Annotated in this window: 19 protein-coding genes and 1 pseudogene; 10 read left to right on the top strand and 10 right to left on the bottom strand. The window is 74.6% G+C overall.

Going from position 1 to position 25,874, the window contains the following annotated elements:
* Positions 1–58 precede the first annotated feature (58 nt).
* From OSB71_RS03415 to OSB71_RS03405, 3 genes are read right to left on the bottom strand one after another with little or no spacing between them, the layout of a single operon-like run.
* Positions 59–1,201, bottom strand: coding sequence for a cystathionine gamma-lyase (locus OSB71_RS03415; RefSeq protein WP_265943987.1), 1,143 nt, complete (start codon positions 1,199–1,201; stop codon positions 59–61).
* Positions 1,198–1,800 carry a low molecular weight protein-tyrosine-phosphatase gene (locus OSB71_RS03410; RefSeq protein ID WP_265943985.1) on the bottom strand — a complete coding sequence of 201 codons (603 nt, stop codon included), beginning with the start codon at positions 1,798–1,800 and terminating at the stop codon, positions 1,198–1,200. Before OSB71_RS03410 ends, OSB71_RS03415 begins: the two co-directional genes overlap by 4 nt.
* Positions 1,801–1,858: 58 nt before the next feature.
* The gene (locus OSB71_RS03405; protein ID WP_265943983.1) at positions 1,859–2,233 is read right to left on the bottom strand and encodes a phage holin family protein; all 375 of its coding nucleotides are present in this window, start codon (positions 2,231–2,233) and stop codon (positions 1,859–1,861) included.
* A 54-nt stretch (positions 2,234–2,287) separates the two neighbouring features.
* Here OSB71_RS03405 and OSB71_RS03400 point away from each other — a divergent pair, with 54 nt between their 5' ends.
* From OSB71_RS03400 to OSB71_RS03390, 3 genes are all read left to right on the top strand, one after another.
* A complete protein-coding gene (locus OSB71_RS03400; protein ID WP_265943981.1) occupies positions 2,288–2,605 on the top strand; it encodes a cupin domain-containing protein in 318 nt (105 codons plus the stop codon).
* Between the two features lie 409 nt (positions 2,606–3,014).
* Entirely contained in the window at positions 3,015–3,236 is a 222-nt protein-coding gene (locus OSB71_RS03395; protein ID WP_265943979.1) for a DUF5326 family protein, read from the top strand.
* Positions 3,237–3,444: 208 nt separating this feature from the next.
* Positions 3,445–3,861, top strand: a complete 417-nt coding sequence (locus OSB71_RS03390) for an SsgA family sporulation/cell division regulator (protein ID WP_265943977.1) — start codon at positions 3,445–3,447, stop codon at positions 3,859–3,861.
* A 180-nt stretch (positions 3,862–4,041) separates the two neighbouring features.
* On the opposite strand, the gene OSB71_RS03385 is transcribed toward OSB71_RS03390, so the two are convergent.
* Positions 4,042–5,325: a YibE/F family protein gene (locus OSB71_RS03385; RefSeq protein WP_265943976.1), complete on the bottom strand. Its 1,284-nt coding sequence runs from the start codon at positions 5,323–5,325 to the stop codon at positions 4,042–4,044.
* Between the two features lie 187 nt (positions 5,326–5,512).
* Between OSB71_RS03385 and thiC the strand changes: the two genes are divergently transcribed.
* Positions 5,513–7,330 carry a phosphomethylpyrimidine synthase ThiC gene (gene thiC / locus OSB71_RS03380; protein WP_265943974.1) on the top strand — a complete coding sequence of 606 codons (1,818 nt, stop codon included), beginning with the start codon at positions 5,513–5,515 and terminating at the stop codon, positions 7,328–7,330.
* Positions 7,331–7,557: 227 nt separating this feature from the next.
* Here the strand turns inward: thiC and OSB71_RS03375 are convergent, their stop codons facing one another.
* From OSB71_RS03375 to OSB71_RS03365, 3 genes are all read right to left on the bottom strand, one after another.
* Positions 7,558–8,385: a hypothetical protein gene (locus OSB71_RS03375; RefSeq protein ID WP_265943972.1), complete on the bottom strand. Its 828-nt coding sequence runs from the start codon at positions 8,383–8,385 to the stop codon at positions 7,558–7,560.
* Between the two features lie 190 nt (positions 8,386–8,575).
* Positions 8,576–9,637, bottom strand: coding sequence for a metallophosphoesterase (locus tag OSB71_RS03370; RefSeq protein WP_323055243.1), 1,062 nt, complete (start codon positions 9,635–9,637; stop codon positions 8,576–8,578).
* Positions 9,638–9,912: 275 nt separating this feature from the next.
* Positions 9,913–11,034, bottom strand: coding sequence for a LacI family DNA-binding transcriptional regulator (locus tag OSB71_RS03365; RefSeq protein ID WP_265943970.1), 1,122 nt, complete (start codon positions 11,032–11,034; stop codon positions 9,913–9,915).
* A gap of 362 nt (positions 11,035–11,396) precedes the next feature.
* On the opposite strand from OSB71_RS03365, the gene hisC reads away from it, so the two are divergent.
* Positions 11,397–12,479, top strand: coding sequence for a histidinol-phosphate transaminase (hisC, locus tag OSB71_RS03360; protein ID WP_265943968.1), 1,083 nt, complete (start codon positions 11,397–11,399; stop codon positions 12,477–12,479).
* Between the two features lie 506 nt (positions 12,480–12,985).
* On the opposite strand, the gene OSB71_RS03355 is transcribed toward hisC, so the two are convergent.
* On the bottom strand, positions 12,986–13,447 hold the full coding sequence (locus OSB71_RS03355; RefSeq protein ID WP_265943966.1) for a cyclophilin-like fold protein: 462 nt from the start codon (positions 13,445–13,447) through the stop codon (positions 12,986–12,988).
* A gap of 261 nt (positions 13,448–13,708) precedes the next feature.
* On the opposite strand from OSB71_RS03355, the gene OSB71_RS03350 reads away from it, so the two are divergent.
* From OSB71_RS03350 to OSB71_RS03335, 4 genes and pseudogenes are all read left to right on the top strand, one after another.
* Positions 13,709–15,253, top strand: coding sequence for a cytochrome ubiquinol oxidase subunit I (locus OSB71_RS03350; protein WP_265944308.1), 1,545 nt, complete (start codon positions 13,709–13,711; stop codon positions 15,251–15,253).
* A gap of 28 nt (positions 15,254–15,281) precedes the next feature.
* Positions 15,282–16,283, top strand: a pseudogene (gene cydB, locus OSB71_RS03345) (cytochrome d ubiquinol oxidase subunit II); the annotation flags it as partial.
* 255 nt (positions 16,284–16,538) lie between these two features.
* The gene (gene cydD, locus OSB71_RS03340; protein ID WP_265943964.1) at positions 16,539–20,156 is read left to right on the top strand and encodes a thiol reductant ABC exporter subunit CydD; all 3,618 of its coding nucleotides are present in this window, start codon (positions 16,539–16,541) and stop codon (positions 20,154–20,156) included.
* A gap of 24 nt (positions 20,157–20,180) precedes the next feature.
* The gene (locus OSB71_RS03335; protein ID WP_265943962.1) at positions 20,181–21,980 is read left to right on the top strand and encodes a sensor histidine kinase; all 1,800 of its coding nucleotides are present in this window, start codon (positions 20,181–20,183) and stop codon (positions 21,978–21,980) included.
* A 507-nt stretch (positions 21,981–22,487) separates the two neighbouring features.
* Here the strand turns inward: OSB71_RS03335 and OSB71_RS03330 are convergent.
* Complete coding sequence (locus OSB71_RS03330) at positions 22,488–23,348, bottom strand: Cof-type HAD-IIB family hydrolase (RefSeq protein WP_265943960.1); 861 nt, start codon at positions 23,346–23,348, stop codon at positions 22,488–22,490.
* A gap of 54 nt (positions 23,349–23,402) precedes the next feature.
* Entirely contained in the window at positions 23,403–24,227 is an 825-nt protein-coding gene (locus tag OSB71_RS03325) for an isocitrate lyase/PEP mutase family protein (RefSeq protein WP_265943958.1), read from the bottom strand.
* Positions 24,228–24,794: 567 nt separating this feature from the next.
* Here OSB71_RS03325 and OSB71_RS03320 point away from each other — a divergent pair.
* Positions 24,795–25,688 carry an LLM class flavin-dependent oxidoreductase gene (locus tag OSB71_RS03320; RefSeq protein WP_265943956.1) on the top strand — a complete coding sequence of 298 codons (894 nt, stop codon included), beginning with the start codon at positions 24,795–24,797 and terminating at the stop codon, positions 25,686–25,688.
* The last annotated feature ends 186 nt before the right edge of the window (positions 25,689–25,874 follow it).

Genomic DNA, 25,874 nt, shown 5'->3' with positions numbered 1-25,874 from the left:
AGTGGTCTGCCGCACCGGGTCGCGGCCGAAACCTGCCGTTCCGGCCGCCCGCCCGACCTCAGGCGTCCGGCCGGGCCGCCGCGTCCAGGGCGCCGAGCAGATCGGCCACCAGGTCCTCGGTGTCCTCCACGCCGACCGAGAGCCGCACGAAGCCCTCGGGGACCGCGTCGCCGCCCCAGCGCCCCCGGCGCTCGGCGGTGCTGCGGACGCCGCCGAAGCTCGTGGCGTCGTCCACCAGGCGCAGTGCGGCGAGGAACCGCTCGGCGTGCGCCCGGTCGGGCAGGGTGAAGGAGACCACGCAGCCGAAGCGGCGCATCTGGCGGGACGCCGTCGCGTGGGCCGGGTCCTCCGGCAGCCCCGGGTGGCGCAGGCCGCTCACCTCGGGCCGCTCGCGCAGCGCGCGGGCGACGGCGAGCGCGTTCTCCGCCTGCCGGTCGACGCGCAGGTGCAGCGTGGCCAGGCTGCGATGGGCCAGCCAGGCCTCCATGGGGCCGGGAATGGCACCGACGATCTTGCGCCAGCGCCGCACGGTGTCCGCGACGGCGGCGTCCCGGCACACGGCGTAGCCGAGCAGCACGTCGCCGTGGCCGGACAGCGCCTTGGTGCCGCTGGCCACCGAGACGTCGGCGCCCAGCTCCAGCGGCCGCTGCCCGAGCGGTGTGGCGAGGGTGTTGTCGACGGCGACGAGGGCCCCGTGCCGGTGGGCGGCCTCGGCGAGCTCGCGGACGTCGCACACGTCGAGCCCGGGGTTGGCGGGCGTTTCCAGCCACAGCAGTGAGGCGCCCTCCAGCGCGTCGTACTGCTCGCGCCCCCCGGTCGGCACGGCGCGGACCTCGGCGCCGTGCTCCTGAAGGTGCTCGCGCACCGCGGCCAGCAGGTTGTAGCCGTCGGAGGGCAGCACGACGACGTCACCCGCGCGCACCTGGGACAGCAGCACGGCCGAGATCGCCGCCATACCGGAGGCGAAGGCCACCGGGTGCGCGGGCCCGCCGGGGTGCTCCAGCGCGGCGAGGGCGTCCTCCAGCGCCGTCCAGGTGGGGTTGCCGTCGCGGCCGTAGGTGTACGGGGCCTGCGCGGGGTCGCCGGGCAGGTGGTAGTGCGCGGCGAAGACCGGGCCGGGCAGCGCGGGGGCGTAGGGCTCCGTGGGCGGCAGTCCGGCACGGACGGCGCGGCTGCCGTCACCCAGGTGTTCTTCGGTCATCGGCGTTCCCACTCCTTCGTGACGGCGTCCAGCAGCCCTGCCATGGCGTCCTCGATGAGCTCCAGCACGTGGTCGAAGCCCTCCCGGCCGCCGTAGTACGGGTCGGGCACGTCCGCCTCCGGACCGTCGGCCGCGCCGGTGCCGCCGGCGGCGAAGGAGCGCAGCAGGCGCACCTTCCCGGCGTCGGCGGGCGTGGGGGCCAGGCGGCGCAGCTCGCGCAGGTGGCCCCGGTCGAGGGCGACGACCAGGTCGCGTTCGGCGAAGTCGGCGGCCCGGAACCGCCGGGCGGTGTGCTCGGTGCCGTACCCGGCCGCGGCGAGCACCGCGACGGTGCGCGGGTCGGCGCCGTCGCCCTCGTGCCAGCCGCCGGTGCCCGCGCTGTCCACGGTGACGCGGTCCGCGAGCCCGGCCTCGGCCACCCGTTCGCGGAAGACGGACTCGGCGATCGGGGAGCGGCAGATGTTGCCCGTGCAGACGAAGCACACGCGGTACGGGGCCCGGTCGGGCGACGACGCGGCGGGCCGGGAGGCCCGGGAGGTCCGGGGCGCCTGGGAGGAGGACGGGCGGGAGGAGTGCTGCGGGGGCTGGGGCGCGGACATGCCCCCATCATGGCCGGATGGGGGCACGTCGTGCGGACCGGGGGCGCGGGCGGCCCGGTCAGCGGCCGTCGGGGAGGACCAGCTCCATCGCCCAGGAGACGACGGCGATGATCAGGCCGCCCAGCAGGGCGGTGCCGAAGCCCTCGACATGGAACGGCAGGTCCACCAGGTTGGCCAGCCACGAGGTGAGCAGCAGCATCAGCGCGTTGATCACCAGCATGAACAGCCCGAGCGTGAGCAGCAGCGCGGGCAGGGACAGCAACTTCACGATGGGCTTGACCACCGCGTTGACGATGCCGAAGATCAAGGCGACCAGGATCAGCGTGAGCGTCTTGCTGCCGGTGCTGTCGCCCGTCAGCGTGATGTCGCCCAGCAGCCACACGGCGACCGCCAGGGCGACCGCGTTGACGAGGGTCTTGATGAGTAGGTACATGCTGGGGATGGTCTCCCGGAACCGGCCGGTGAAACAGCGAGGGGTCAACCTGAGATGAAGGCGTTCCGGTTGGATGAGCTGGAGGCCGAGCGGGCGGCCCACAACGGGGCGTACCTGCAGTTCCTGCGCGAGCGGAACATGTCGGTCGGTCTCTACGCCCTCGCGGCGGGTGAGCCGGACCCCCAGAAGCCCCACGCCCAGGACGAGGTCTACCTCGTCGTCAGCGGCCGCGGCGCGCTCACCGTGGGGGACGAGACGACGCAGGTGGGGCGCGGCAGCGTCGTGTACGTCCCCGCGGGCGTCCCGCACCGCTTCCACCACATCAGCGAAGACCTGCGCGTCATGGTGGTCTTCTCCCCGCCCGAGCGGTAGTCCGCTCGGGCGGCGGAACGGGGCGGCCGCCGCCGAGCCGCGGCGGCCAGCTCCGCGGCGGGAGCGGTCAGTCCTGCGGCCGGGGAGCCCTGCGGTCGGGGAGGTTCGCCGCTCGGCCGGGTACGGGCCGCGAGACCCGGCTCTTCGGGCCGGGACGGCACTCCCCCGTGGCGTCGGAGCGCCCCGACCGCAGGCTGCTGTTTCACGTGAAACGGCTGGTTTCACGTGAAACAGGGCGAACCACGGAGCACCGCCCCGCTCCGGCGTCGTCCCTGAGTGCCGCTTCGCCGCTTCGAGCCCCTAGGGGCCCGGTCAGGGGAGAGCGGGGGCCGCGACGGTCCCATGAGGCGGATTGGGTGCCTAGCATCGAGGGAGTCGCAAGCATTGGCTACGAAGATCAGGAGACGGCATGAGCGCGAAGGGAACGTTGGCGGGTCTGCCGACGTGGGTGAAGTGGGTCGGCATCATCGTCGTGGCACTGGTGCTGTTCAGGGTGGTGGCTTGGGTGCTGACGGCGGTGCTCAGCCTGGTGTTCAACGTGCTCCTGTTCGTCGCCGTGCTGGCCGTCGTCGTCTTCCTCGCACGGAAGTTCCTGTCCTCGTCGTCAGGCTCCTCGGGTGACCGTTGGTGATCGCGCCCACGCGTGCCGTGACCTGCGCCGTCGGTGCGGGGCGGAAGGCGGCGGCAGCGGTAACTCCGTTGTCAATCGGGTGACTTTGAACCCGCTGCGTTGTGTAACTTCTCGATCTTGGTGAACGATGCCCCCAGGGCCTGTGGCCCGTCGAAATCCACAGCAGCCCGGCCGCACGGGGCCCGGGCACGAGACGCCGGGGGCGCGGATGAACGGCACGGTTCAGGCGCAGGTCATGATGAGCTTCCTCGCCTCGGACGAGCTGTCCTTCCGGATTCCGGTGGACCTCGTGTACGAGGCCGCCGATCCGTACGCCGTCAGCTTCACCTTCGGCCTGCCGGGGGACGAGCCGGTCACCTGGGTCTTCGGCCGTGAGCTGCTGGTGGACGGCGTCAGCCGCCCGGCCGGTGAGGGAGACGTGCACATCGCGCCCGTCTCCCCGGAGTGCCTGGCGGATCTGCATATCCGGCTCCAGGTCGGAGCGGAGTCGGCGCTGCTGCGCGTGAGCGCGCCGCCGCTGGTGGCCTTCCTGGACCGGACCGACCGCGTCGTGCCGCTCGGTCACGAGCCGCAGTGCGCGGACCTCGACGCGGAGCTCGACCGCATCCTCGCGGGCCGCCCGTAGAACACCGGCGGCGTCCCCGACGGCGACAGCCCGCAGCGCCATCGCCTCCCGCAGCGCCGCGCGTCCCGGCGGTCCCCGCCGCCGGCCGGTCGACTCTCGGCAGCGCCCCGGCGGCCCAGCGGCGCCCCGCCTCCGGCTGGTTCCCGTGGGCCCCCGGCGCTCCGGCGGCCTCCCGCGGCGTCACCGCTTGCGGCGGCGGCCGCGGCCGGTGCCGGCGCTCGCCTCCTGGCCCAGCCCCGCCGAGACGACCAGCGCGGCCAGCCCCGTGGTCAACGGCACCGAGGCGACCAGGCCGATGGAGCCCACCAGCGTGCGCACGATCTCCTCGGCGACCAGCTCGCTCGTGGCCACCCGGCCGACCCCCGCCTCGGCGACCGAGAACAGCAGCAGCAGCGGCAGCGCGGCGCCCGCGTAGGCGAGCACCAGGGTGTTGACGACCGAGGCGATGTGGTCGCGGCCGATGCGCATCGCCGCCCCGTAGACGCGCCGCCAACTCGCCGTCGGGTCGGCCTGCTTCAGCTCCCACACCGCGGACGTCTGCGTCACCGTGACGTCGTCCAGCACGCCGAGGGAGCCGATCAGCACCCCGGCGAGCAGCAGCCCGCGTACCTCGATGCCGGGGTAGAGGCTGTGGACGAGGGAGGTCTGGTCGTCGGTGTTGCCCGACAGGTCGGCCCAGTCGATGAACACCGAGCCCAGCAGTCCGATGAGGGTGAGCGAGAGCAGCGTGCCCACGACCGCGACCGACGTGCGCGCGGTGAGCCCGTGGCACAGGTACAGCGTCACCAGCATGATCGCGCTGCCGCCCACCACCGCCACCAGGAGCGGGTTGGAGCCCTGCAGTATCGCGGGGAGGATGAACAGCGTCAGCACCCCGAACGTCACCGCCAGCCCGACGAGGGCCAGCAGGCCCCGCAACCGGCCCACGGCGACCACGACGAGCGCGAAGAAGGCGGCCAGCAGCACCATCGGCACGCCGCGTTCGATGTCCACGATGCTGTACTGGAGCTCCTCGGGGGCCTGCGGCGCGTAGGCGACGACCACGTCCTGCCCGGTGTCGGGCCGCCGGGTGGCGTCCGGCGTCAGCACCTCGGTGAACTGCCGCCCCACGTGCGGACCGCTGGTGACCTCCACGGTCAGCAGGCGGCACGCGCCGGAGTCGGCCGGATCGCCGTCCTGCTGCTGGGCGTTGACGGCCTCGCAGGAGACCACCTCGGACTGGGTGACGCGGGCGGACTCCGTCTGGCGGTCGAAGCCGACGCCGGTGCGCTCGCCGTTCTCGCCTTCCGGCGCGCCGCCCGGCCACAGCAGCACCAGCCCGGCCAGCACCGCGGTGGCGAACGGGATCAGCACCGCGGCGATCACCTTCCGCAGATGGCGGGAGACGGGCGCGGCCGGCCCGTGGTGGTGGCTGTGCGAATGCCCGTGGTGGTGGCCCTGGGGGCCGCTGTGCGATGCGGTCACGGACCGATCATCGCAAGACCCCCTGGCGTGAGGGGGCGGCGAACCACTAGCGTGATGGACGTTTTGCACATCGCGGGAGCTCCGAGCACGGGGCTGAGAGGGCGCTGACGGCCGTATCCGATACGGCAGACGCTGCGTCGACCGCCGAACCTGTTACCGGGTAATGCCGGCGTAGGGAGTGGGTCTCATGACCACGCAGGATGCACGCACGCGTGCTCAGAACGACGACGCGGCCGCCGCGGGCGCCGACAAGGGCGCCGCCGACACCGCGGACCACGGGCGAATCGGCTGGCACAAGGGCTACGTGAGCGGTTCGCGCCCGGACATCCGGGTGCCCGTGCGGCGGGTGCACCTCACCAACGGCCGGGACGTGACGCTCTACGACACGTCCGGGCCGTACACCGACCCCCACATCGACACCGACGTCCGCCGCGGCCTCGCGCCGCTGCGGGAGAACTGGATCATCGCCCGCGGCGACACCGAGGAGTACGCCGGCCGCGAGCTGCGTCCGGAGGACGACGGCGTCAAGCACACGGCGCCGCGCGGCGGGCTGCGCAACCTCGACGCCGTCTTCCCCGGGCGGCCCCGCCAGCCGCGCCGGGGCCGCGAGGGGGCGGCCGTCACCCAGCTCGCCTACGCGCGGCGCGGTGAGGTCACTCCGGAGATGGAGTACGTCGCCGTCCGGGAGAACTGCTCGCCGGAGTTCGTCCGGGAGGAGATCGCCGCCGGGCGCGCGGTGCTCCCGGCCAACGTCAACCACCCGGAGATCGAGCCGATGATCATCGGCAAGAACTTCCTGGTGAAGATCAACGCCAACATCGGCAACTCGGCCGTCACCTCCTCGATCGAGGAGGAGGTGGAGAAGATGACGTGGGCGACCCGGTGGGGCGCCGACACCGTCATGGACCTCTCCACCGGCCGCAACATCCACACCACCCGCGAGTGGGTGCTGCGCAACTCCCCCGTGCCGATCGGCACGGTGCCGCTCTACCAGGCGCTGGAGAAGGTCGACGGCCAGGCCGAGGAGCTGAGCTGGGAGGTCTACAAGGACACCATCATCGAGCAGGCCGAGCAGGGCGTGGACTACATGACCGTCCACGCCGGCGTGCTGCTGCGCTACGTGCCGATGACCGCGCGCCGCAAGACCGGCATCGTCTCGCGCGGCGGCTCCATCATGGCCGCCTGGTGCCTGGCCCACCACAAGGAGAGCTTCCTCTACACCCACTTCGAGGAGCTGTGCGACATCCTGCGGGCCTACGACATCACCTTCTCGCTGGGTGACGGTCTGCGCCCCGGCTCCATCGCCGACGCCAACGACGAGGCCCAGTACGCCGAGTTGAGGACGCTGGGCGAGCTGAACCGCGTCGCCAAGTCGCACGGCGTGCAGACGATGATCGAGGGTCCGGGCCACGTCCCGATGCACAAGATCAAGGAGAACATCGATCTCCAGCAGGAGATCTGCGAGGAGGCGCCGTTCTACACGCTCGGCCCGCTGACGACGGACGTGGCACCCGGCTACGACCACATCACCTCGGGCATCGGTGCCGCGATGATCGGCTGGTGGGGCACGGCGATGCTGTGCTACGTCACGCCGAAGGAGCACCTGGGCCTGCCGAACCGGGACGACGTCAAGACCGGCGTCATCACCTACAAGATCGCCGCGCACGCCGCGGATCTGGCCAAGGGTCACCCCGGGGCTCAGGAGTGGGACGACGCGCTGTCCGACGCCCGGTTCGAGTTCCGCTGGGAGGACCAGTTCAACCTGGCCCTCGACCCGGACACCGCGCGGGAGTTCCACGACGAGACCCTGCCGGCCGAACCGGCGAAAACCGCCCACTTCTGCTCGATGTGCGGACCGAAGTTCTGCTCGATGAAGATCTCGCAGGACATCCGGCGCGAGCACGGCGGGGACCTGTCGGCGGCGGAGATCGACGCGGGGATGGCCGAGAAGTCGGCCGAGTTCGCCGCCGCGGGGAACCGCGTGTACCTGCCGATGGCGGAGTGACGGTCGGCGGCTGAACACCTGGGCCCGGGGCCACACCCACCGCGTGTGGCCCCGGGTCTTGTGTCTACCCGTGCGGCGGCGGATCAGTCCGGGGCACGGGGGTCAGCCCGGCGGGGAGAAGGTCCAACCCGCGGGGAGGAGGGGCGGCCCGCGGCGGAAGAGGAACCGGCCCGCGGGGGAAGAGGGGCGGCCCGCGGCGGAAGAGGAACCGGCCCGCGGGACGGGGCTCAGCCCGCCGTCTCGTCGGGGCCGGTGAAGTCGGGGCTCGTGAAGTCCGGACTGGAGTAGCGGGGGGCGCGGGTGTCCTCGGTGGCCGCGGGGCTGGTGAAGCCGGGGTGGGAGTAGCCCAGGCGGGGGGTGCGCGGCGGGGTCGGCTCGCGTGCGTCCTCCGCGTTGGCCAGGGCCTCGCGGAAGAAGGGCAGCACGCCGCGGTCGAGCAGCGCCGCGCGCCAGACGGCCCGCGCCCGGGCGAGCTCTTCGGCCAGGGGCTCCTGTCCGGAAACCGCCCCCGGGCGTGTCGCGCTCGACGCGTTGCGGGACGCGGTGAGGACGAGGCTGACGCTCGCCGCCAGCAGTCCGACGGCGGTCAGCCCGGCGAACACCCAGCCCACGTTGCGCATGGGGGCGCCCAGCGCGAGGTCGGGGGAGAACGTGGTGAGGGTGTAGCCGACGGCCAGGAAGATCACGGCGGCGGCACCGGCCAGGACGGGCGCGAGGACGGAGAGCACCGCGAAGAGCCCGGCCCCGCCGGTCTCGGCGACACCTGCGGCCAGTCCCGTACCCGCGCCGGGGCCGCCGGAGGGGCCGGCGGCCGACCCACCGGGGTGGCGTGACTCCTCGCGCACGGCCGTGAAGTGCTGGTACTCCGCGGCGGCGCAGGCGGCGATGGCCGCGGCGGCGCCCAGCGCCATCGCCCGGAGCTGCTCCGGACCGAGCCGCCGGCCGATGGCGTCGAGGCCGGGGCGGGTGTGTGCGGTGCGCAGGGCCTCGTCGACGACTCGCTCGAACTCCGGGCGGTCCTCGGCTCGCAGGTGCGGCGCGCTGTTCATGTGCATCCCCCGATGCTCCGTAGGGCCGTCGGTGCCGGCGGCTTCCGGGCAGGTGGAAGTGCGGATGGAAGGGCCTTGATGGTAGAGCGGTTCCGCCGCGCGGTGACAGGGTGTGGGGAGAATTGCCCACCGGCCCGTTGCCCTACCCCTGCCCACTGAGGGGGCGGGTCACGCGGGGCCGGGGCGAGGGGTGCGGTCAGTCCTCCAGCGGGAGGCGGCTCACCAGGAGCTTTCCGGCCATGGTGACGCCGCCGTCCATGGCGATCGCGAGCCGGTCGGCGTAGACGTGCGGGCCGGTGATCTTGAGCCCCTCACCCTCCGCGGCGGCGTCGTCCGAGGTGTGGGCCTCGCCCGTCAGGTAGGGGATGGGGCTGTGGCCGTGCACGACCTGCCGGCCGCCGTAGGTCGCGAGCATCTGCCCGGCGACCTGGGGCCCGTCGTCGTCGCGGAACGCGAAGCGCTTGGTGAACTTGCGGAACAGCTCCCACGTCTCGTCCGGGTCGCGCCGTTCGAGTGCCTCGGTGATGGCGTCGTTGACGGCGCCGATGGTGTCGCCGTAGTCCAGGTAGGCGGTGGTGTCGGAGTGCAGCAGCAGGTGCTCGTCCTCCAGCGTCATCGCGTCGAGCCGCGTCATCCACTGGAGGTGGTGGTCCTGGAGGCGCTCCATGTCGCCGTGCTGGCCGCCGTTGAGGAGCCAGGCGGCCTGGAAGGACGCCGTGCCGGCGCCGGAGTCCACGGGCGTGTCACCGAACCGCCTGGCGCCGATGATCAGCAGCTCGTGGTTGCCGAGCAGGGCCTTGCAGTAGCCGCCGGCGGCGGCGGCCTCGGCGGAGAGCTGCATGACGAGGTCGATGACGCCGACGCCGTCCGGCCCGCGGTCGGTGAAGTCGCCGAGGAACCACAGCCGGGCAGTGCCGGCCGCCCAGTGCCCCTCGGCGTCGACGAGCCCGGCCGCCAGCAGCGCGGCGCGCAGCTCGTCGAGGTAGCCGTGCACGTCGCCGACGACGTACAGCGGGCCGCGCGGCTCCCCGTCCGGCGCCGCGGGGGACGGGACGTCGACCAGGGTGGGGGTCGGCTGGGCGGCGTCGGGGCCCAGCACGGGCAGGTCGCGCTGGGTGGGGGTGTAGCCGTCGTCCTCGGCGGGCGGTGCGGCGCCCTGGGGGGCCGCCGCCCGGGCGGGCGCCACGGCCTCGGCGGGTACCGCTGCGGGGGCCGGGGCCATGCCGGGCGCACCGCCCGTGACCGTGTGCTGCCACATCCCCGATCCGTGACCGGCCCCCTGAGTCATCGACCCCTCCACCAATTCGCGCGCAGCTCTGCACCTGCCGGACCGTGCGCTCGCGGGCGTTCCTGGTCGGAGGCCGGGCCGGTGCCGTGCGCCCCATCATAGGAACGTGGGTTGCGCCTTGTGACGCACCTGGGGGTGGCAGGTTCCCCCGGTGCCCGGTCGCACGGCCGTTTTGGCGGACTTGTCCGGTACGGCCGTGGTGCGGCGCAACCACCTGAACGTGTCGGGCGCTCGCTGACCCGCCGTCACTCCGACGTGCCCGGACCGCGGCGCGGCGGGCTGACGGTGGTGCGCGGTGGGCGGCGCTGGGAGGACGCGCGCACGATCAACTCGGTGGGCATCACCTGCTGGACGGGGCGCGCCGGGTCGTTGACGCCCTCGATGGCGTCGATGAGGAGCTGGATGACGGCGGTGCCGATGCGGCCCGGCTTGAGCGAGAGCGTGGTGATCGAGGGCTCGGTGCTGGCGTAGACGGAGGACTCGCTGCAGCACACCAGCAGCAGGTCCTCCGGGACGCGCAGCCCGTAGCGGCGGGCGGCGGCCAGCAGGTCGGTGCCGTTGGGGTCGAAGAGGCCGTAGACGGCGTCGGGGCGGTCGGGCCGGGCCAGCAGCCGGTCGGCCGCCACGGCGCCGGCGCAGGGGTCGTGGGCGGGGTAGGTCTCGTACACCGGGTCCTGGCCGCGCGCGTCGCACCACTGGAGGTAGGCGCGGGTGGACAGCCGGGTGTAGGTGTCGGTGCTGGTGCCGGTGAGCAGGCCGATGCGGCGGGCACCGGCCTCCGCGAGATGGTCGAGCAGGCCGGTGACGGCGGCCTCGTGGTCGTTGTCGACCCAGGCGGCGACGGGCAGGCTGGCGGCGGGGCGCCCGTCGGAGACGACGGGGATGCCCTGCTGGACGAGTTCGGCGACCACGGGATCGTGGTCGGCCGGGTCGATGACGACGGTGCCGTCGAGCGCGACGTTGGACCACACGTCGAAGGTGCTGCGTCGGGCGGGGGCGGGCAGGATGACCAGGGCGTAGCCGCGGGCCAGTGCGGCGGAGGTGGCCGCGCGGACCATGTCCGCGAAGTAGGCGAACTCGGTGAAGGTGAACGGTTCTTCGCCGTAGGTGGTGACGGTCAGCCCGATGAGCCCGGACTTGCCGGTGCGCAGGGTGCGGGCGGCGGCCGAGGGGCGGTAGCCGAGCCGGTCGGCGACCTCGCGGACGTGGCGCCGGGTCGCGTCGGGGAGGCGGCCCTTGCCGTTGAGCGCGTCGGAGACCGTGGTGATCGAGACGCCCGCGGCCGCCGCGACGTCGCGGATGCCGGCTCGCCCCAGCCGCCGACGTGACGTGGGATGGCTCACCTGATGCTTCCCTGCTGCTGTCATGGCGAGCCGATAGTAGGGCCGAGTCAGGTACCCCAGGGGGGCGTGCGAGGGGGTCTCGGCAGGGACGATTCTGCAAGATCGAAAATGCTGAAACGCCTTGGAATAAGCGGTAGTTGAGGGGGTCGGCACACGGTGTGGTGGCGAGGGGCGGTGTTGGCCCCCTCCTTGCCTCCAGGTTGCGAACAGGTCTCAACTCACCTGTACGAGTGAAGCGCGCCAGGGCGCCTGCCAGGGGCGCACGTTCCCTCTCGCGCGCCCCCACCGTCGTGGGGCGCGGGAGGCGGAGGTCACCGGCACCGGCCTCCTGTGCGCGGCCGCCATTCCTCTTAGGGTGTGGAGTAATGGCGAACGAGGAGGCTGCGATGACCGACAAGACCCCGAAGCTGCGTGCGGTGCTGGACGGCATTCCCACGTACAAGCCCGGCAAACGGGACGCCGGGGCCGCTGCCGGAACGGTGACCTACAAGCTGTCCTCGAACGAGAACCCCTACCCGCCGCTCCCCGGGGTGCTGGAGTCCGCGGTCGCGGCGGCCGGCGAGTTCAACCGCTACCCCGACATGGCCTGCGTGGGCCTGACGGCCGCGCTCGCCGAGCGCTTCGACGTCCCGGCCTCCCACGTGGCGACCGGCACCGGCTCCGTCGGCGTCGCCCAGCAGCTCGTACAGGCCACGTCCGGGCCGGGTGACGAGATCATGTACGCCTGGCGCTCCTTCGAGGCGTACCCGATCATCTCCCGGATCTCCGGCGCCACCCCGGTGCAGGTGCCGCTGACCGAGGGCGAGGCGCACGACCTGGACGCGATGGCCGACGCCGTCACGGAGCGGACCCGGCTCATCTTCGTCTGCAACCCCAACAACCCCACCGGGGTCGGCATCCGCCGCGCCGAACTGGAGCGCTTCCTGGACCGCGTGCCCGGGGACGTCGTCGTCGTGCTGGACGAGGCGTACCGCGAGTTCGTGCGCGACGAGCAGATCCCCGACGGCATCGAGCTGTACCGTGACCGCCCGAACGTGTGCGTCCTGCGCACCTTCTCCAAGGCGTACGGACTGGCCGGGCTGCGCGTGGGGTTCGCGGTGGCGCACGAGCCGGTGGCCGCGGCGCTGCGCAAGACGGCGGTGCCGTTCGGGGTGAGCCAGGCCGCCCAGGACGCGGCGGTGGCCTCGCTGGGCAACGAGGCCGCGCTGCTGGAGCGGGTGGAGACGCTGGTCGCCGAACGCGCCCGGGTCAGCCGCGAACTGGTCGCCCAGGGGTGGACGGTGCCGGAGACCCAGGCCAACTTCGTCTGGCTCCGGCTCGGTGAGCGCACCGCCGACTTCGCGGCCGCCGCGGAGCGGGCCGGGGTCGTGGTGCGGCCGTTCCCGGGCGAGGGGGCCCGCGTCACGATCGGCGAACCGGAGGCGAACGACCTGTTCCTGCAGGCCGCCGCGGAGTTCCGCGCCGGCTGACTCCGCGCGGTGCGGTGCGCGCCGCGTGCGGTGCCCGTGCGGTGCGTGCGTGCGTCGCCCGTGCGGTGCGTCCGGGCCGTGTCGGCTGGCCGCGCTGCGTCGGCCGGCGATGCCGCCGGGGTCGTGCCGGGTTGCCCGGGGCCGCTGTGGCTGCCCGTGCTGCGGCCCTCGCGTCCGCGCTGCCCGTGCCGCCCGTGCTGCCCGCGCTGCCCGCGCTGCGCGTGCTGCCCGCGCTGCCCGTGCTGCGCGTCGTTCGCTTCCGCGCTGCCGGCGTCGCGCGGCCCGGGTCGCAGCGGTCGGCCATGCGGCCACGCGCCGTGCCGCGCTGCCCGGGTCGTGCCGTGCGGCCCGCGCCGCCCCGCGCCGACGCCGTACCGGCTCCGGGTGGCCGGCGCCCGCCGCCTCCGCCCCCTCTCCCGGCGACCGGGTCCGTCGGGGCCGGCCGCCCGGCGCCGGGCGGCGGGAGAGGGGGCGCGACGCTCGGCGGTGGGCTGCCGGGTGCCGGTTCAGCGGGGAGCGGGGGTGACGCGGACGGGGTCGCCGTCGCGGACGGTGGCCAGCGCGCGCGGGTCGCCGTCGATCCGCCCCAGCACGTTGCAGGGTGCGGCCAGGCGGCACTCGTCGCCGCGCGAGATCGGCGTGGGGCCGTAGGGCAGGGCGAGCGCGTCGCCCTCCGTCCAGAAGGCCACGGTGCCCGGCTCGACGACCTGCCGGGCGTCGCGCTCCAGGTCCGGGCTGAGCCGGGTGTCGAAGTAGACCTCCTCGCCCCACGTGGCGGCGCGGGACTCCAGGGGGAGGGCGGCCAGCAGGGCCCGGCTGGTGGGGGTGTCGTCGAGCGTCGCGGTCACCCGCCCCGTGGGCCAGGTGATGTGGATGGTGTGCTGAGGGCCTCCCGGGGTCGACGGTGCCTGCGGTGTGGTGGCCTGTGGTGCGTGCGGTTGCCGTGGTGTCCGTGGTGTCTCTGCCATGACCCAGATTCAACATTTTGTTGAGAATCCTGGGAAGAGGTACCCCCCTGATGTCGGCCCTTCCCGGTAGGACATAATGCTTGTGATTGTGAACGCATTCACGAGTGCGTCCGGATCGGGTGCCTTCATGCGCTCGTGAGCACCAAGCGAAGAAACATCCGCCATGCCCGAGAAACACCGGAACGGGAGCGGCGGACGCGAACGGGCAGCGGCCGCGGGCGCACCGGCCCGCGGCGAGCCGAAGGAGACAGCGACGTGCACCTGGACCTCGCTCTGGCGCCGGAGACGCTGGCGCGCTGGCAGTTCGGCATCACGACCGTCTACCACTTCCTCTTCGTCCCCCTGACGATCTCGCTCGCTTCGCTCGTCGCGGGCCTGCAGACGGCGTGGGTGCGCACCGGCAAGGAGAAGTACCTCAGAGCCACCAAGTTCTGGGGGAAGCTTTTTCTGATCAATATCGCGATGGGCGTCGTCACCGGCATCCTCCAGGAGTTCCAGTTCGGCATGAACTGGTCCGACTACTCGCGCTTCGTCGGAGACGTCTTCGGCGCGCCGCTGGCCTTCGAGGCGCTGATCGCCTTCTTCTTCGAGTCCACCTTCATCGGACTGTGGATCTTCGGCTGGGACCGGCTGCCGCAGCGCGTCCACCTCGCCTGCATCTGGATGGTGGCGGTCGGCACCGTCCTGTCCGCCTACTTCATCCTGGCGGCCAACTCCTGGATGCAGCACCCCGTCGGCTATCGCATCGACGAGGAGAGCGGGCGCGCGGAGCTGACCGACTTCTGGCACGTGCTGACCCAGAACACCGCGGTCGCGCAGTTCGCCCACACCATCACCGCCGCGTTCCTCACCGGCGCCGCCTTCATGGTCGGCATCGCCGCCTACCACCTGGTCCGGCGCCGGCACGTCGCCGTGATGCGCACCTCCCTGCGGCTCGGACTGGTGACGATGGTCGTCTCCGGCCTGCTCGTCGCCGTCAGCGGAGACCGGCTGGCGAAGATCATGTACGAGCAGCAGCCGATGAAGATGGCCGCCGCCGAGGCGCTGTGGGAGACCGAGGGGCCCGCGCCGTTCTCGCTCTTCGCGATCGGCGACGTCGATGAGGGCCACAACGAGGTGGCCGTCGAGGTCCCCGGGCTCCTCTCCTTCCTCGCCCACGACGACCTCAGCTCCCCGGTGCCCGGCATCAACGACACCAACGAGGCGCTCCGGGAGCAGTTCGACGAGGAACTCGGGCTGGGCGACTACCGGCCCAACATCCCGGTCGCCTACTGGGGGTTCCGCTGGATGATCGGGTTCGGCATGTCGTCCTTCGCGCTCGGCGCCGTGGGCCTGTGGCTCACCCGCCGCAGGCGCTGGCTGGCGCCCGACCTGCGCACCGGCGGCGACGAGGTGCCCAGGCTGGCGCTCACCCGGACCCGGGAGCTGGGCCCGACGCCGAGCCGCTGGTACTGGCGGGCCGCCTTCCTCACCATGGCGTTCCCGCTGATCGCCAACTGCTGGGGCTGGATCTTCACCGAGATGGGCCGCCAGCCCTGGGCCGTCTACGGCGTGCTGCCCACGGCGTCGTCGGTCTCCCCCAGCGTCTCGCAGGGAGAGGTCATCGCCTCGATGAGCGTCTACACGCTGCTGTACGCCGCCCTCGCGGTCGTGGAGTTCCGCCTCCTGGCCAAGTACGCCAAGGCCGGCCCGCCCGAGCTGACGGACGCCGACCGCAACCCGCCCACCCGCATCGGCGGCTTCGGCCCCAAGGGGCCGGGCGCCGGTGCCGAGGACACCGACCGTCCCATGGCCTTCTCCTACTGACGGCCCGGCCACCGAAAGGAGCGCACCCGTGGACCTGCCCACCCTGTGGTTCGTCGTCATCGCCGTGCTGTGGACCGGCTACTTCTTCCTGGAGGGGTTCGACTTCGGCGTCGGCGTCCTCACCAAGCTGCTCGCCCGCGACCGCGCGGAGCGCCGCGTGCTCGTCAACACGATCGGCCCGGTCTGGGACGGCAACGAGGTGTGGCTGCTGGCCGCCGCGGGCGGCACCTTCGCCGCCTTCCCCGACTGGTACGCCACCCTCTTCTCCGGCTTCTACCTGCCGCTGCTGGTGATCCTGCTCAGCCTCATCGTGCGCGGCGTGGCCTTCGAGTACCGCGCCAAGCGGCCGGAGGAACGCTGGCAGCGCAACTGGGAGCACGCCATCTTCTGGTGCTCGGCGCTGCCCGCCTTCCTGTGGGGCGTGGCGTTCGCCAACCTGGTGCGCGGCGTGCCGATCGGCCCGGACAAGGAGTACGCGGGCGGCCTGCCGGACCTCCTCAGCCCCTACGCGCTGCTCGGCGGCGTGGTGACGCTGACGCTGTTCACCCTGCACGGCACGGTGTTCACCGCGCTGAAGACGGTCGGCCCGATCCGGGCCCGTGCCCGGCGCCTGGCCACCGGACTCGGTGTGCTCGTGGTGGTGCTGGCCACCGGCTTCCTCGGCTGGACGCAGGCGGACGGCGGCGGCCCGGCGTCGCTGGTCGCCCTCGGAGTCGCCGTGGCCGGGCTGTCGGCGTCGCTGGTGGCCAACGGACGCGGCCGGGAGGGGTGGGCCTTCGCGTTCTCCGGTATCGCGATCGTGGCCGTCGTCGCCCAGCTCTTCCTCAGCCTCTTCCCCGACGTCATGCCGTCCTCGCTGCGCCCGGAGTGGAGCCTGACCGTGGCGGGGGCCGCGTCGAGCCCGTACACGCTCACCATCATGACCTGGTGCGCGGTCATCGCCACGCCCCTGGTCCTGCTCTACCAGGGGTGGACGTACTGGGTGTTCCGCAAGCGGATCGGCACCCAGCACATCGCCCCGGACCCGCACGCGGCCCCGGGGCACGCGGCTCCGCACGGGCTCGCGCCGCCGGCTCCGCCGACGGCCCCTGCCCCGGTCCTGTCGGCGGGCGCCGGCGTGGGCCCGGCCGCGACTGCGCACGCGGTGGCGGACGCCGGTGCGGCCTCGGGCGCCGGCGCGGTCCCGGGCGCCGACGCCGGGGGCGTGGGGTGCCCCGGACCGGACGCGCACGGGACGCGGCCCGAACCGGCCGCCGGTGCCGGGTCGGGGAGCGGGTGAGCGGGCGTGCGTCCCGTAGACCCGCGCCTGCTCCGGTACGCCAGGGCCACCCGCGTCTTCCTGCTGGCCTCGGTGGTGCTGGGGCTGGCGGGGGCCGGTCTCGTGATCGCGCAGGCGATGCTCGTCGCCGAGCTCGTCGTCCGCGCCTTCCAGCAGGGCGCGGCGGCCGGTGACCTCGCGCGTCCGCTGCTCCTGCTCGCGCTCGTCTCCGTCGGCCGTGCGCTGGTGGCGTGGCTGACGGAGCTGGCCGCGCACCGCTCCAGCGCGGCGGTCAAGTCGGAGCTGCGGCTGCGGGTGCTGACGCACGCGGGGGCGCTGGGGCCCGGCTGGCTCGGCGGCCGACGCACCGGTGAGCTGACGACCCTGGCCACCCGGGGCGTGGACGCGCTGGACGACTACTTCGCCCGCTACCTGCCCCAGCTCGGGTTGGCGGCGGTGGTGCCGGTGGCGGTGCTCGCCCGGATCGTCGGCATGGACTGGATCGCGGCGGCCACCATCGCCGTCACGTTGCCGCTCATCCCGGTGTTCATGGTGCTCATCGGCTGGGCCACGCAGGCCCACATGGACCGGCAGTGGCGGTTGCTCGCCCGGCTCTCCCACCACTTCCTCGACCTGGTGGGCGGATTGCCGACGCTGAAGGTCTTCGGGCGGGCGAAGGCCCAGGCGGAGAACATCCAGGCCATCACCGGGGACTACCGGCGGGCGACGCTGCGCACGCTGCGGATCGCCTTCCTCTCCTCCTTCGCCCTGGAGCTGCTGGCGACGCTCTCGGTGGCGCTGGTGGCCGTGGGCATCGGCATGCGGCTGGTCCACGGTGAGCTGGACCTCTACACCGGGCTCGTCGTGCTGATCCTCGCGCCGGAGGCGTACCTGCCGCTCCGTCAGGTGGGGGCGCAGTACCACGCCGCCGCCGAGGGACTGGCTGCCGCCGAGGAGGTGTTCGAGGTGCTGGAGACACCGCTGCCCGCACCCGGCGGCGGTCGTCCGGTGCGGAAGCGCGGTGCCCCCGGCATCGGCGTGGCGCTGGAGGGGGTGAGCGTCTGGCACGCGGGCCGGAGCACGGCGTCACTGCCGACCACGGACCTCGCGGTGCGGGCGGGGGAGACGGTGGCCCTGGTGGGGCCGTCCGGTGCGGGCAAGTCCACGCTCCTGGACGCGGTACTGGGCTTCGTGCGGCCGACCACCGGACGCGTCCTGATCAACGGCGTGGATCTGGTCGAGCTGGACCGCGGGGACTGGCACGCCCACGTCGCCTGGGTCCCGCAGCATCCGTACCTCTTCGCGGGGACGCTCGCGGAGAACGTGCGGCTGGCTCGCCCGGACGCCGATGACGCCGCCGTCCGGGCCGCCCTGAGCGACGCCGGTGCGGCGGAGCTGGACCCGGCAGCAGAGCTGGGCGAGGGCGGGGCCGGGCTGTCGGCGGGCCAGCGGCAGCGGGTGGCACTGGCCCGCGCCTTCCTGGCCGACCGGCCGGTACTCCTCCTGGACGAGCCGACGGCCGCGCTGGACGGGGTGACCGAGGGCGCGGTGACCGAGGCGATCCGGCGGCTCGCCCGTGGGCGCACGGTGCTGCTCGTCGTGCACCGGCCCGCGTTGCTGGCCGTCGCCGACCGCGTGGTCCGGATGGGCCAGGCCGCGCCCACGGGCCCCGGTGACGACGCACCGGAGGAGGCGGCACCGCCCCGTTGGCCGGCCCGCCCGCCCGGCGCCGACGCGGAGCGGCGGCTCACGGTCTCCGCCGTGGGCAGCCCGGACCTCGTGTTTCACGTGAAACCGTCCGTGTTTCACGTGAAACCCGCCCCGCCGGACCGCCCGGCCACCCCCGCGGGCCCGGACGTCGGCGGTGGATCGCGCGTGCTCGCCCGGGTCCGTTCCGCCGGTCGGGCACTGCGTGGGCGGTTCGCGCTCGCCACCGCGCTCGGCGCGCTGGCGCTCGCCAGCGCCGTGGGACTGATGGCCGTCTCCGGCTGGCTCATCTCCCGGGCCTCCGAACAACCGCCGGTGCTGTACTTGCTGGTGGCCGTCACCGCGACGCGGGCGTTCGGTATCGGGCGCGCCGTCTTCCGCTACGTCGAGCGGCTCGTGTCCCACGACGCGGTGCTGCGCGTGCTGGCCGACCTGCGGGTGAGCGTCTACCGGCGGCTGGAGCGCCTCGCCCCGGCCGCGCTGCACCGCAGCCGCAGGGGTGACGTGCTGGCTCGGCTGGTCGGTGACGTGGAGACGCTCCAGGACTACTTCCTGCGCTGGTGGCTGCCCGCCTGCTCCGCGGCCACGGTGGGCGCGGCGGCCGTCGGCTTCACGGCCTGGCTGCTTCCCGAGGCGGGGGCCGCGCTGGCCGTCGGCCTGGTGGTCGCCGGGGTGGGAGTGCCGTGGCTGACCTCGGTGGTGACCCGCCGCACCGCCGGCGCCCTGGCCCCCGCGCGCGGCCTGCTGAGTACGCGCACCGTGGACCTGCTGAGCGGTACCGGGGAGCTGACCGTGGCCGGTGCCCTGCCCCGCCGCCTGGCCGCGGTCCGTAGCGCCGACGCGGAGCTCACCGGGATCGCCGCCCGCTCGGCCGGGGCCACGGCGCTGGCGGGGGCGCTCACCGCGCTGGCCACCGGGCTGACCGTCACCGTGGCCGCCGCCTTCGGCGCGCAGGCGGTGCACGAGGGGCGGTTGGCGGGCGTGTGGCTGGCCGTGGTCGTGCTCACGCCGCTGGCCGCCTTCGAGGCGGTGCTCGCCCTGCCGCTCGCCGTGCAGCACCGGCAGCGGGTGCGCCGCAGCGCCGAGCGGGTCTACGAGGTGCTCGACGCACCCGAACCCGTGCGCGAGCCGTCCCGGCCGCTCCCGGCCCCCGCCTCACCGTTCCCGCTGCGGTTGCGGGGGGTGACGGTCCACCACCCCGGGCAGGTCCGTCCGGCCCTGGACGGTCTCGACCTGGAACTGGCACCGGGGCGGCGGATCGCGGTCGTCGGCGCCTCCGGTTCCGGCAAGACGACGCTGGCGCACACCCTGCTGCGGTTCCTGGAGCCGCGCAGTGGCACGTACGTCCTCGGAGGCGCCGACGCGGCCGCGTACGCCTCCGACACCGTGCGGCGCAGCGTCGGCCTGTGCGCCCAGGACGCGCACCTGTTCGATTCGACGCTGCGGGAGAACCTGCGGCTGGCCCGGCCCGGCGCGGACGACGCCGCGCTGCGCCGGGCGCTGGCGAGGGCGCGCCTGCTGGACTGGGTGGACGGGCTGCCCGAGGGCCTGGACACCCCGGTCGGCGAGCACGGCGCCCGGCTCTCCGGTGGCCAGCGGCAGCGGCTCGCGCTGGCCCGGGCGCTGCTGGCGGACTTCCCCGTGCTCGTGCTGGACGAGCCCGCCGAGCACCTGGACCTGGCCACCGCCGACGCCCTCACCGCGGACCTGCTCGCCGCCACCGAGGGCCGCACCACCGTCCTGATCACCCACCGGCTCGCGGGGCTCGCGGCCGTCGACGAGGTGCTCGTGCTGGACGCGGGCCGGTGTGTGCAGCGTGGCCCGTACGCGACGCTCGCCCGCGTCGACGGGCCGTTGCGCGAGCTGCTCTCCCGGGAGGCGGAAGCGGAGACTCTCCGCTCCACTGGAGGGAGGGGCGCGCTGCTGCCCCAGACGTGACCGCGTGACCGGAGGGCGCCGCGCATGGCCACCGACAGCCCCGGCCCGCCGCCGGAGGACGAGCGACGGGCGGTGACGCGTGCCGCGCGGCAGGCCGCCGAATCGCTGCAGAGCCTGACCCCGGAGCTGGTGCGCAGGCTGCCGCAGGTGCTGGAGGCCATGGTCGCCATCGGCGAGGACATCGACGTGCGCAGCGTGCTCGACCGCAGCGTGCAGACGGCCGCCGCGCTCACCGGGGCCCGGCACGCGGCGATCGGCGTGCTCGGCGCGGAGACCGGCCGCCTGCCCCGCTTCGTCACCTACGGGGAGGCCGCGACCATCAGGAGCCGCATCGGCGGTGGCCCGGCCGCCCACTTCCTCAGCGTCCCCATCCGGGTCCAGAACGAGCCCTTCGGCCATCTGTACCTGTGCGACAAGGCCGAGGGGGAGCCGTTCACGGGGGCCGACGTGCACCTGGTGCGGGTGGTCGCCACCGAGGCGGGGATCTCCGTCGGGCACGCCCGGCTGCTGGAGTCCGCCCGGCAGCGGGCGCGGTGGATCGACGGCAGCGCGGCGCTCACCACCGCCCTGCTCCGGGGCACCGAGGACGCCCTGTCCGTCGTCGCCGAACAGGCCCGCAGGCTCGCGGAGGCCGCGGCCGGGCTGGTGCTGGTGCCGGACCCGGACGGCGGGCTGGAGATCGTGGCCGCCGCCGCCGAGGACCCGGACGCGCTGCTGGGCGTCCGCGTCCCTCCGCACAGCCCGCTGGTGGCCGCCCTGCTGGCGGGTGAGTCCGTCCACGTGGAGGACTCGGCCACCGACCCGCGCATGACGACGCACCTGGCGGCCCGCTTCGGGCCGAGCATGATGCTGCCGCTGGGCAACGAGGGCCGCATCCTGGGCACGCTGGCCGTGCCCCGGGCGCCCGGCGCGCCGTCGTTCACCGCCACCGAGCGCACCCTCGCGCGCCGCTACGCCTCGCAGGCCGCGCTCGCCCTGCTGCTCATCGACGCCCAGCGCGACCGGGAGCGCCTCGCCGTCTACGAGGACCGCGACCGCATCGCCCGCGACCTGCACGACCTGGTCATCCAGCGGCTCTTCGCCACCGGCATGCTGCTGGAGAGCGTGCGGCGCCGCGCCCCGTCTGCCGCGTCCGCCGGACCGACCCCGTCTGCCGCACCGGCCGCCTCCGCCGCGCCTGCCTCCGCCGCGCCTGCCGCCCCCGCACCGGACGCCGCGGGACGGGACACGGACGCCGGACGGGCGCCGGGCGCCGGACGGGAGTCCGGCGGACCGGAGCCGCACGCCGGGCGTGTGCCGGTGGGCGTACCGCCGCCTGAGCGGGAGCGGCGCATCGACCAGGCCATGGACGAGCTGGACCACACCATCCGGGAGATCCGCGGCGCCATCTACGCGCTCCAGCAGGACCCGGCCGAGCAGGCCGCGTCGCTGCGCACCCGGCTGCTGCGCGAGGTCGGCACGGCGGCGCTCTCCCTGGGTTTCCAGCCCAGCGCGACCTTCACCGGTCCCGTGGACTCCCTGGTCGGCGAGCGCACCGGGAGCGACCTGGTGGCCGCCGCGCGCGAGGCGCTGTCCAACGCGGTGCGGCACGCGGGCGCGTCCCGGATCGAGCTGACCGTCGACGTCACCGGCACGCTCCCCGACGGCCGGCCGGCGGTGCGGCTCACCGTGGCCGACGACGGAGTCGGGCTGCCGGAGCGGGGGCGGCGCAGCGGCCTGCGGAACCTGCGGCGCCGGGCCGAGGAGCTGGGCGGCACGAGCGACACCGGCCCCGGCCTGCACCACCGCGGCACGACCGTCCGCTGGCAGGTCCCCCTCCCGTGACACCCCAGCCAGCGGCGCGGCCGGTGATGGCACTCCGCCCGCCCCGGCGCCGCCCACCGTGCCCGGGGCCGCCGACTGCGCGCGGTGGGGCTCGCCGTGTGTGGCGCGCTCCCTGCTTGGCCGCGCCCACTGCACCTGGCCGCGTTCACCGAGTCCGGCCGTGCCCCAGTGGTCGGCGGTGCCCACTGCGCGGAGCCGTTGCCGCTCGTGCTCGGCCTGGCCGGCCGCCGTCCCGTGGTCGCCGTGGCGGCCACTCCGCCGGGCCTCCGTGCCAGCCGCTCCGGTCGCGCCGTGCCTGCCGCGTTCGGCCCTGGGCCGGCTGCCGCGCCCAGCGGCTGTGCGTGCCTCGGACGCCGTACTGGGCTGCCCCCGGCCGTGCCCATCCCGCCGGGTCGCCCGTGCCTGCCGCGCCCCGCCTGTACCGCGCGCCTCCCGCGCTCCGGTTGGTGCGGGCCGGGCCCCGTCCCGCAGCGGTCGGCGCCGGGCACGGCGGGGGCGCGGGAGGGGTCAGGAGAGGGTGAGGAGGCCCTCGATGACCGTGGCGACGCCGTCGGCCTGGTTGGACAGCGTGGCGTACGTCGTGGCCGCCGTCACCGCCGGGTGGGCGTTGGCCATGGCGTAGGACGTGCCGGCCCACGTCAGCATCTCCAGGTCGTTGGGCATGTCCCCGAAGGCGACGACCTCCTGCGGCGCGATGCCGCGCTCGGCGCAGCACCGGGCGAGCGTGCTGGCCTTGCTCACGCCGCGCCCGCTGACCTCCAGCAGTGCGCTCGGGCTGGACCGGGTGAACTGGCCGAAGTCCCCGGCGGCGCGGTGGGCGAGCTGGAGGAAGGCGTCCGGGTCCAGGTCGGCGTGGTGGGCGAGCAGCTTGAGCACGGGCTGCCCGGCGTGGGCGGCGTCCGCGCCGAGCAGCTTGCCCACCGGTGCGACGGCCACGCCCGGGTCGTCGGAGAACGGCGGGTAGGCGGGCTCGTAGGTGATGCCGCTGGTGCGCTCGACCGCGAACGTCACCCCGGGGGCGACCTCGCGCAGCGCCGTCACCACCGCGACGGCGGCCTCGCGCGTCAGCTCGCGGACCTCCACGAGATGGCCGCCCCGGTGCAGGTCCACCACGGCGGCCCCGTTGGCGCAGATGGCGAGCCCGTGCCCGTGCACGTGGTCGCTGACCACGTCCATCCAGCGTGCGGGCCGCCCGGTGACGAAGAACACCTCCACGCCCGCCTCCTCGGCCGCCGCCAGCGCCGCGACGGTCCGCTCGGACACCGACTTGTCGTCGTGCAGCAGCGTCCCGTCGAGGTCCGTGGCGATCAGCCGGGGCGGACGGGCGGGCAGCGGGACGCGACGGAACGTTTCGGCGGTATCAGTCACGGTCACATCCTCCCCCACCGGAGCGCACATACGGGCCCGAGCCCGCTCATTCGGTCAGCCCGCGGTGACCTGGCCGACCAGGGCGGCGTTCACCTCCCGGACGGAGGGCACGTCACCGAAGTCGAAGGTGCCGTCGGTGAGGATGCGCCGGGCCGCGGCGTGCGCGGCGGCCAGCGCGGTGCGCGACAGCGCGGAGCCCACGCTGATCCGCCGCACACCCAGCGCGCCCAGCTCCGCCACCGTCAGCCGGGGCCCGGCACCTCCCACGAGCACGTTGACCGGGCGGTCCACCGCCGTGACGACCGTCCGGACGGCGTCGGCGTCCGGCAGGCCGGGCGCGAAGAGCACGTCGGCGCCCGCCTCGGCGTAGGCCCGCAGCCGCCGCACGGTGTCCGCCAGGTCCGGGCGGCCGTGCAGGAAGTTCTCCGCCCGGGCCGTCAGCACGAACGGCGTCTCCAGCGACCGGGCCGCCTCGGCCGCGGCGGCCACCCGCTCCACCGCCTCCGCCAGCGGCCGGACCGGGTCTTCCGCCCGGCCCGTGGAGTCCTCCACGGACCCGCCCGCGAGCCCGGCCGACGCGGCCAGGCGGATCGTCCGCGCGACCTCCTCCGGGGTGGCGCCGAAGCCGCTCTCCAGATCCGCCGACACCGGCAGGTGCGTCGCGGCGGCGATCGCGGCCGCGTTCGCCAGCGTCTCCTCCCGACTCACGGCGTTCGCGCCGTCCGGGCGGCCCAGCGCGTGGGCGAGCCCCGCGCTCGTCGTGCCCAGCGCGGGGAACCCGGCCTCCGTCAGCAGCCGTGCCGTGCCCGCGTCCCAGGCGTTCGCCATGACGAACACGCCCTCTTGCCGGTGCAGTTCCGCGAACCGCTCTCCCACCATGCGCCCTCCTGTGCCGATGCCTGGGGCCAGCCTGCCCCACCCGGCGCCCCGCCCGGAACCGCCGCGCCCCCGGACGCGCCCCGGCACGGCGCCCGCCCGGGCTGCGGCCCGGTGGGCGGCGGGACGGGCGCAGGAGTGCTGCGGGCCAGCCGGACGCGGCTGAACACCGCGTTCCCGCCGGTCCGGCACGGGCGCGGACTGCGGGAGGGGGCGAGGGACCGACGCCCCGACCACACGAGCGACTGGGCACGCACGGGTGACGCCAGTCAACACTCCTTGACCTGCCGCGGTTGACTGGCGGACCGTCCGCCAGCGGCCGATGAGCCGGACGCGACCGCCGCGCGGCCGGGACGTGCCACCCCGGCTCGGCGACGAGGCCCGTCACGGGACCGGGCCGCCGAAGGACGCCCCCGCACCCCAGGCTCGCGCCCGCGCGCCCCGCGTAGGCCGCGCCCGCGCGCCCCCGCGTCCCCGAGGCCGCCCGTGCGGGCTCGCGGGCGGCGCGTGGCCGGTCGCGGAGCGGTTCCGGCGGTCTCGGGGGCGCCGGACGGGCGTATCGTCGGCGGCATGCGTGTGAGTACGGTGATCCTCCCCATCCACCGGTGGAGCGAAGGGCAGCGGTTGTGGCGGCGGGCGGAGGAGCTGGGGTTCCACGCGGCGTACACCTACGACCACCTCTCCTGGCGGGTGCCGTTCCGGGACGGTCCGTGGTTCGGTGCGGTGCCGACGCTGACGGCCGCCGCCACCGCCACCACCCGGATGCGCCTGGGCACGCTGGTGACGTCGCCGAACTTCCGTCATCCCGTGACGCTCGCCAAGGAGCTGGTCACGCTGGACGACGTCAGCGGGGGCCGGGTGACGCTGGGCATCGGCGCGGGCGGCACCGGGTTCGACGCCTCGGCGCTGGGGCGGGAACCGTGGTCGCCGCGTGAACGGGCGGACCGGTTCGCGGAGTTCGTGCCGCTGCTGGACCGGCTGCTGACGCGGGACGAGACCAGTCACTCCGGCGTGTTCTACGCCGCGCACGAGGCGCGCAACCTGCCTGGGTGCGTGCAGCGGCCACGGCTGCCGTTCGCGATCGCCGCCACCGGGCCGCGCGGGATGCGGCTGGCGGCGCGGTACGGCCAGGCGTGGGTCACCACCGGGGACCCCAAGGTGGGCGAGAGCGGTACGCCGGAGCAGTCGCGGGAGGCGATCCGGGGGCAGCTCGACCGGCTGGGCGCGGCCTGCGCCGAGGCCGGCCGGGACGTCGCGGAGCTGGACAAGGTGCTGCTGACGTCCTTCACTCCAGACCGCCCGCTGGACTCCTTCGACGCCTTCGTCGACTTCGCCGGCCGCCACGCCGAGCTGGGCGTCACCGAGCTCGTGCTGCACTGGCCGGTGCCGGACACCCGGTTCGCCGCCGACGAGAAGGTCTTCGAGCGCATCGCCACGGAAGCCCCCGCCGCCCTGCCCGCCTGACGCCGCCCCGCCTGACGCCGCTCCGCCTGACGCCGCCCCACCCGGCGCGCCCCCACCCCGGCGCGTCCGCCCGCCGCGTGCCCCGCCCCGGCGCCGCCCGTCCGGCACCGCATGCGCCCGCCGCGCCCCCGTCGACGTTTGCCGGTGCCCTGCGACGGGGTACCCGGCGGCGCGGCCCGTCCGCTG

The organism is Streptomyces marinisediminis (genome assembly GCF_026262575.1).
GTDB classification, from domain to species: Bacteria; Actinomycetota; Actinomycetes; order Streptomycetales; family Streptomycetaceae; genus Streptomyces; species Streptomyces marinisediminis.
The sequence above is the reverse complement of the archived record's forward strand: the minus strand, read 5'-3'. Positions and strand labels throughout refer to the sequence as shown.

Excerpts from the sequence above, each read along its gene's own strand:
- OSB71_RS03390 (WP_265943977.1), top strand. The coding sequence starts at position 3,445 with ATGAACGGCACGGTTCAGGCGCAGGTCATGATGAGCTTCCTCGCCTCG.
- OSB71_RS03400 (WP_265943981.1), top strand. The coding sequence starts at position 2,288 with ATGAAGGCGTTCCGGTTGGATGAGCTGGAGGCCGAGCGGGCGGCCCAC.
- OSB71_RS03355 (WP_265943966.1), bottom strand. The coding sequence starts at position 13,447 with ATGGCAGAGACACCACGGACACCACGGCAACCGCACGCACCACAGGCC.
- hisC (WP_265943968.1), top strand. The coding sequence starts at position 11,397 with ATGACCGACAAGACCCCGAAGCTGCGTGCGGTGCTGGACGGCATTCCC.
- OSB71_RS03370 (WP_323055243.1), bottom strand. The coding sequence starts at position 9,637 with ATGTGGCAGCACACGGTCACGGGCGGTGCGCCCGGCATGGCCCCGGCC.
- OSB71_RS03395 (WP_265943979.1), top strand. The coding sequence starts at position 3,015 with ATGAGCGCGAAGGGAACGTTGGCGGGTCTGCCGACGTGGGTGAAGTGG.
- OSB71_RS03325 (WP_265943958.1), bottom strand. The coding sequence starts at position 24,227 with ATGGTGGGAGAGCGGTTCGCGGAACTGCACCGGCAAGAGGGCGTGTTC.
- thiC (WP_265943974.1), top strand. The coding sequence starts at position 5,513 with ATGACCACGCAGGATGCACGCACGCGTGCTCAGAACGACGACGCGGCC.
- OSB71_RS03375 (WP_265943972.1), bottom strand. The coding sequence starts at position 8,385 with ATGCACATGAACAGCGCGCCGCACCTGCGAGCCGAGGACCGCCCGGAG.
- OSB71_RS03320 (WP_265943956.1), top strand. The coding sequence starts at position 24,795 with ATGCGTGTGAGTACGGTGATCCTCCCCATCCACCGGTGGAGCGAAGGG.
- OSB71_RS03405 (WP_265943983.1), bottom strand. The coding sequence starts at position 2,233 with ATGTACCTACTCATCAAGACCCTCGTCAACGCGGTCGCCCTGGCGGTC.
- OSB71_RS03365 (WP_265943970.1), bottom strand. The coding sequence starts at position 11,034 with ATGACAGCAGCAGGGAAGCATCAGGTGAGCCATCCCACGTCACGTCGG.
- OSB71_RS03415 (WP_265943987.1), bottom strand. The coding sequence starts at position 1,201 with ATGACCGAAGAACACCTGGGTGACGGCAGCCGCGCCGTCCGTGCCGGA.
- OSB71_RS03335 (WP_265943962.1), top strand. The coding sequence starts at position 20,181 with ATGGCCACCGACAGCCCCGGCCCGCCGCCGGAGGACGAGCGACGGGCG.
- OSB71_RS03410 (WP_265943985.1), bottom strand. The coding sequence starts at position 1,800 with ATGTCCGCGCCCCAGCCCCCGCAGCACTCCTCCCGCCCGTCCTCCTCC.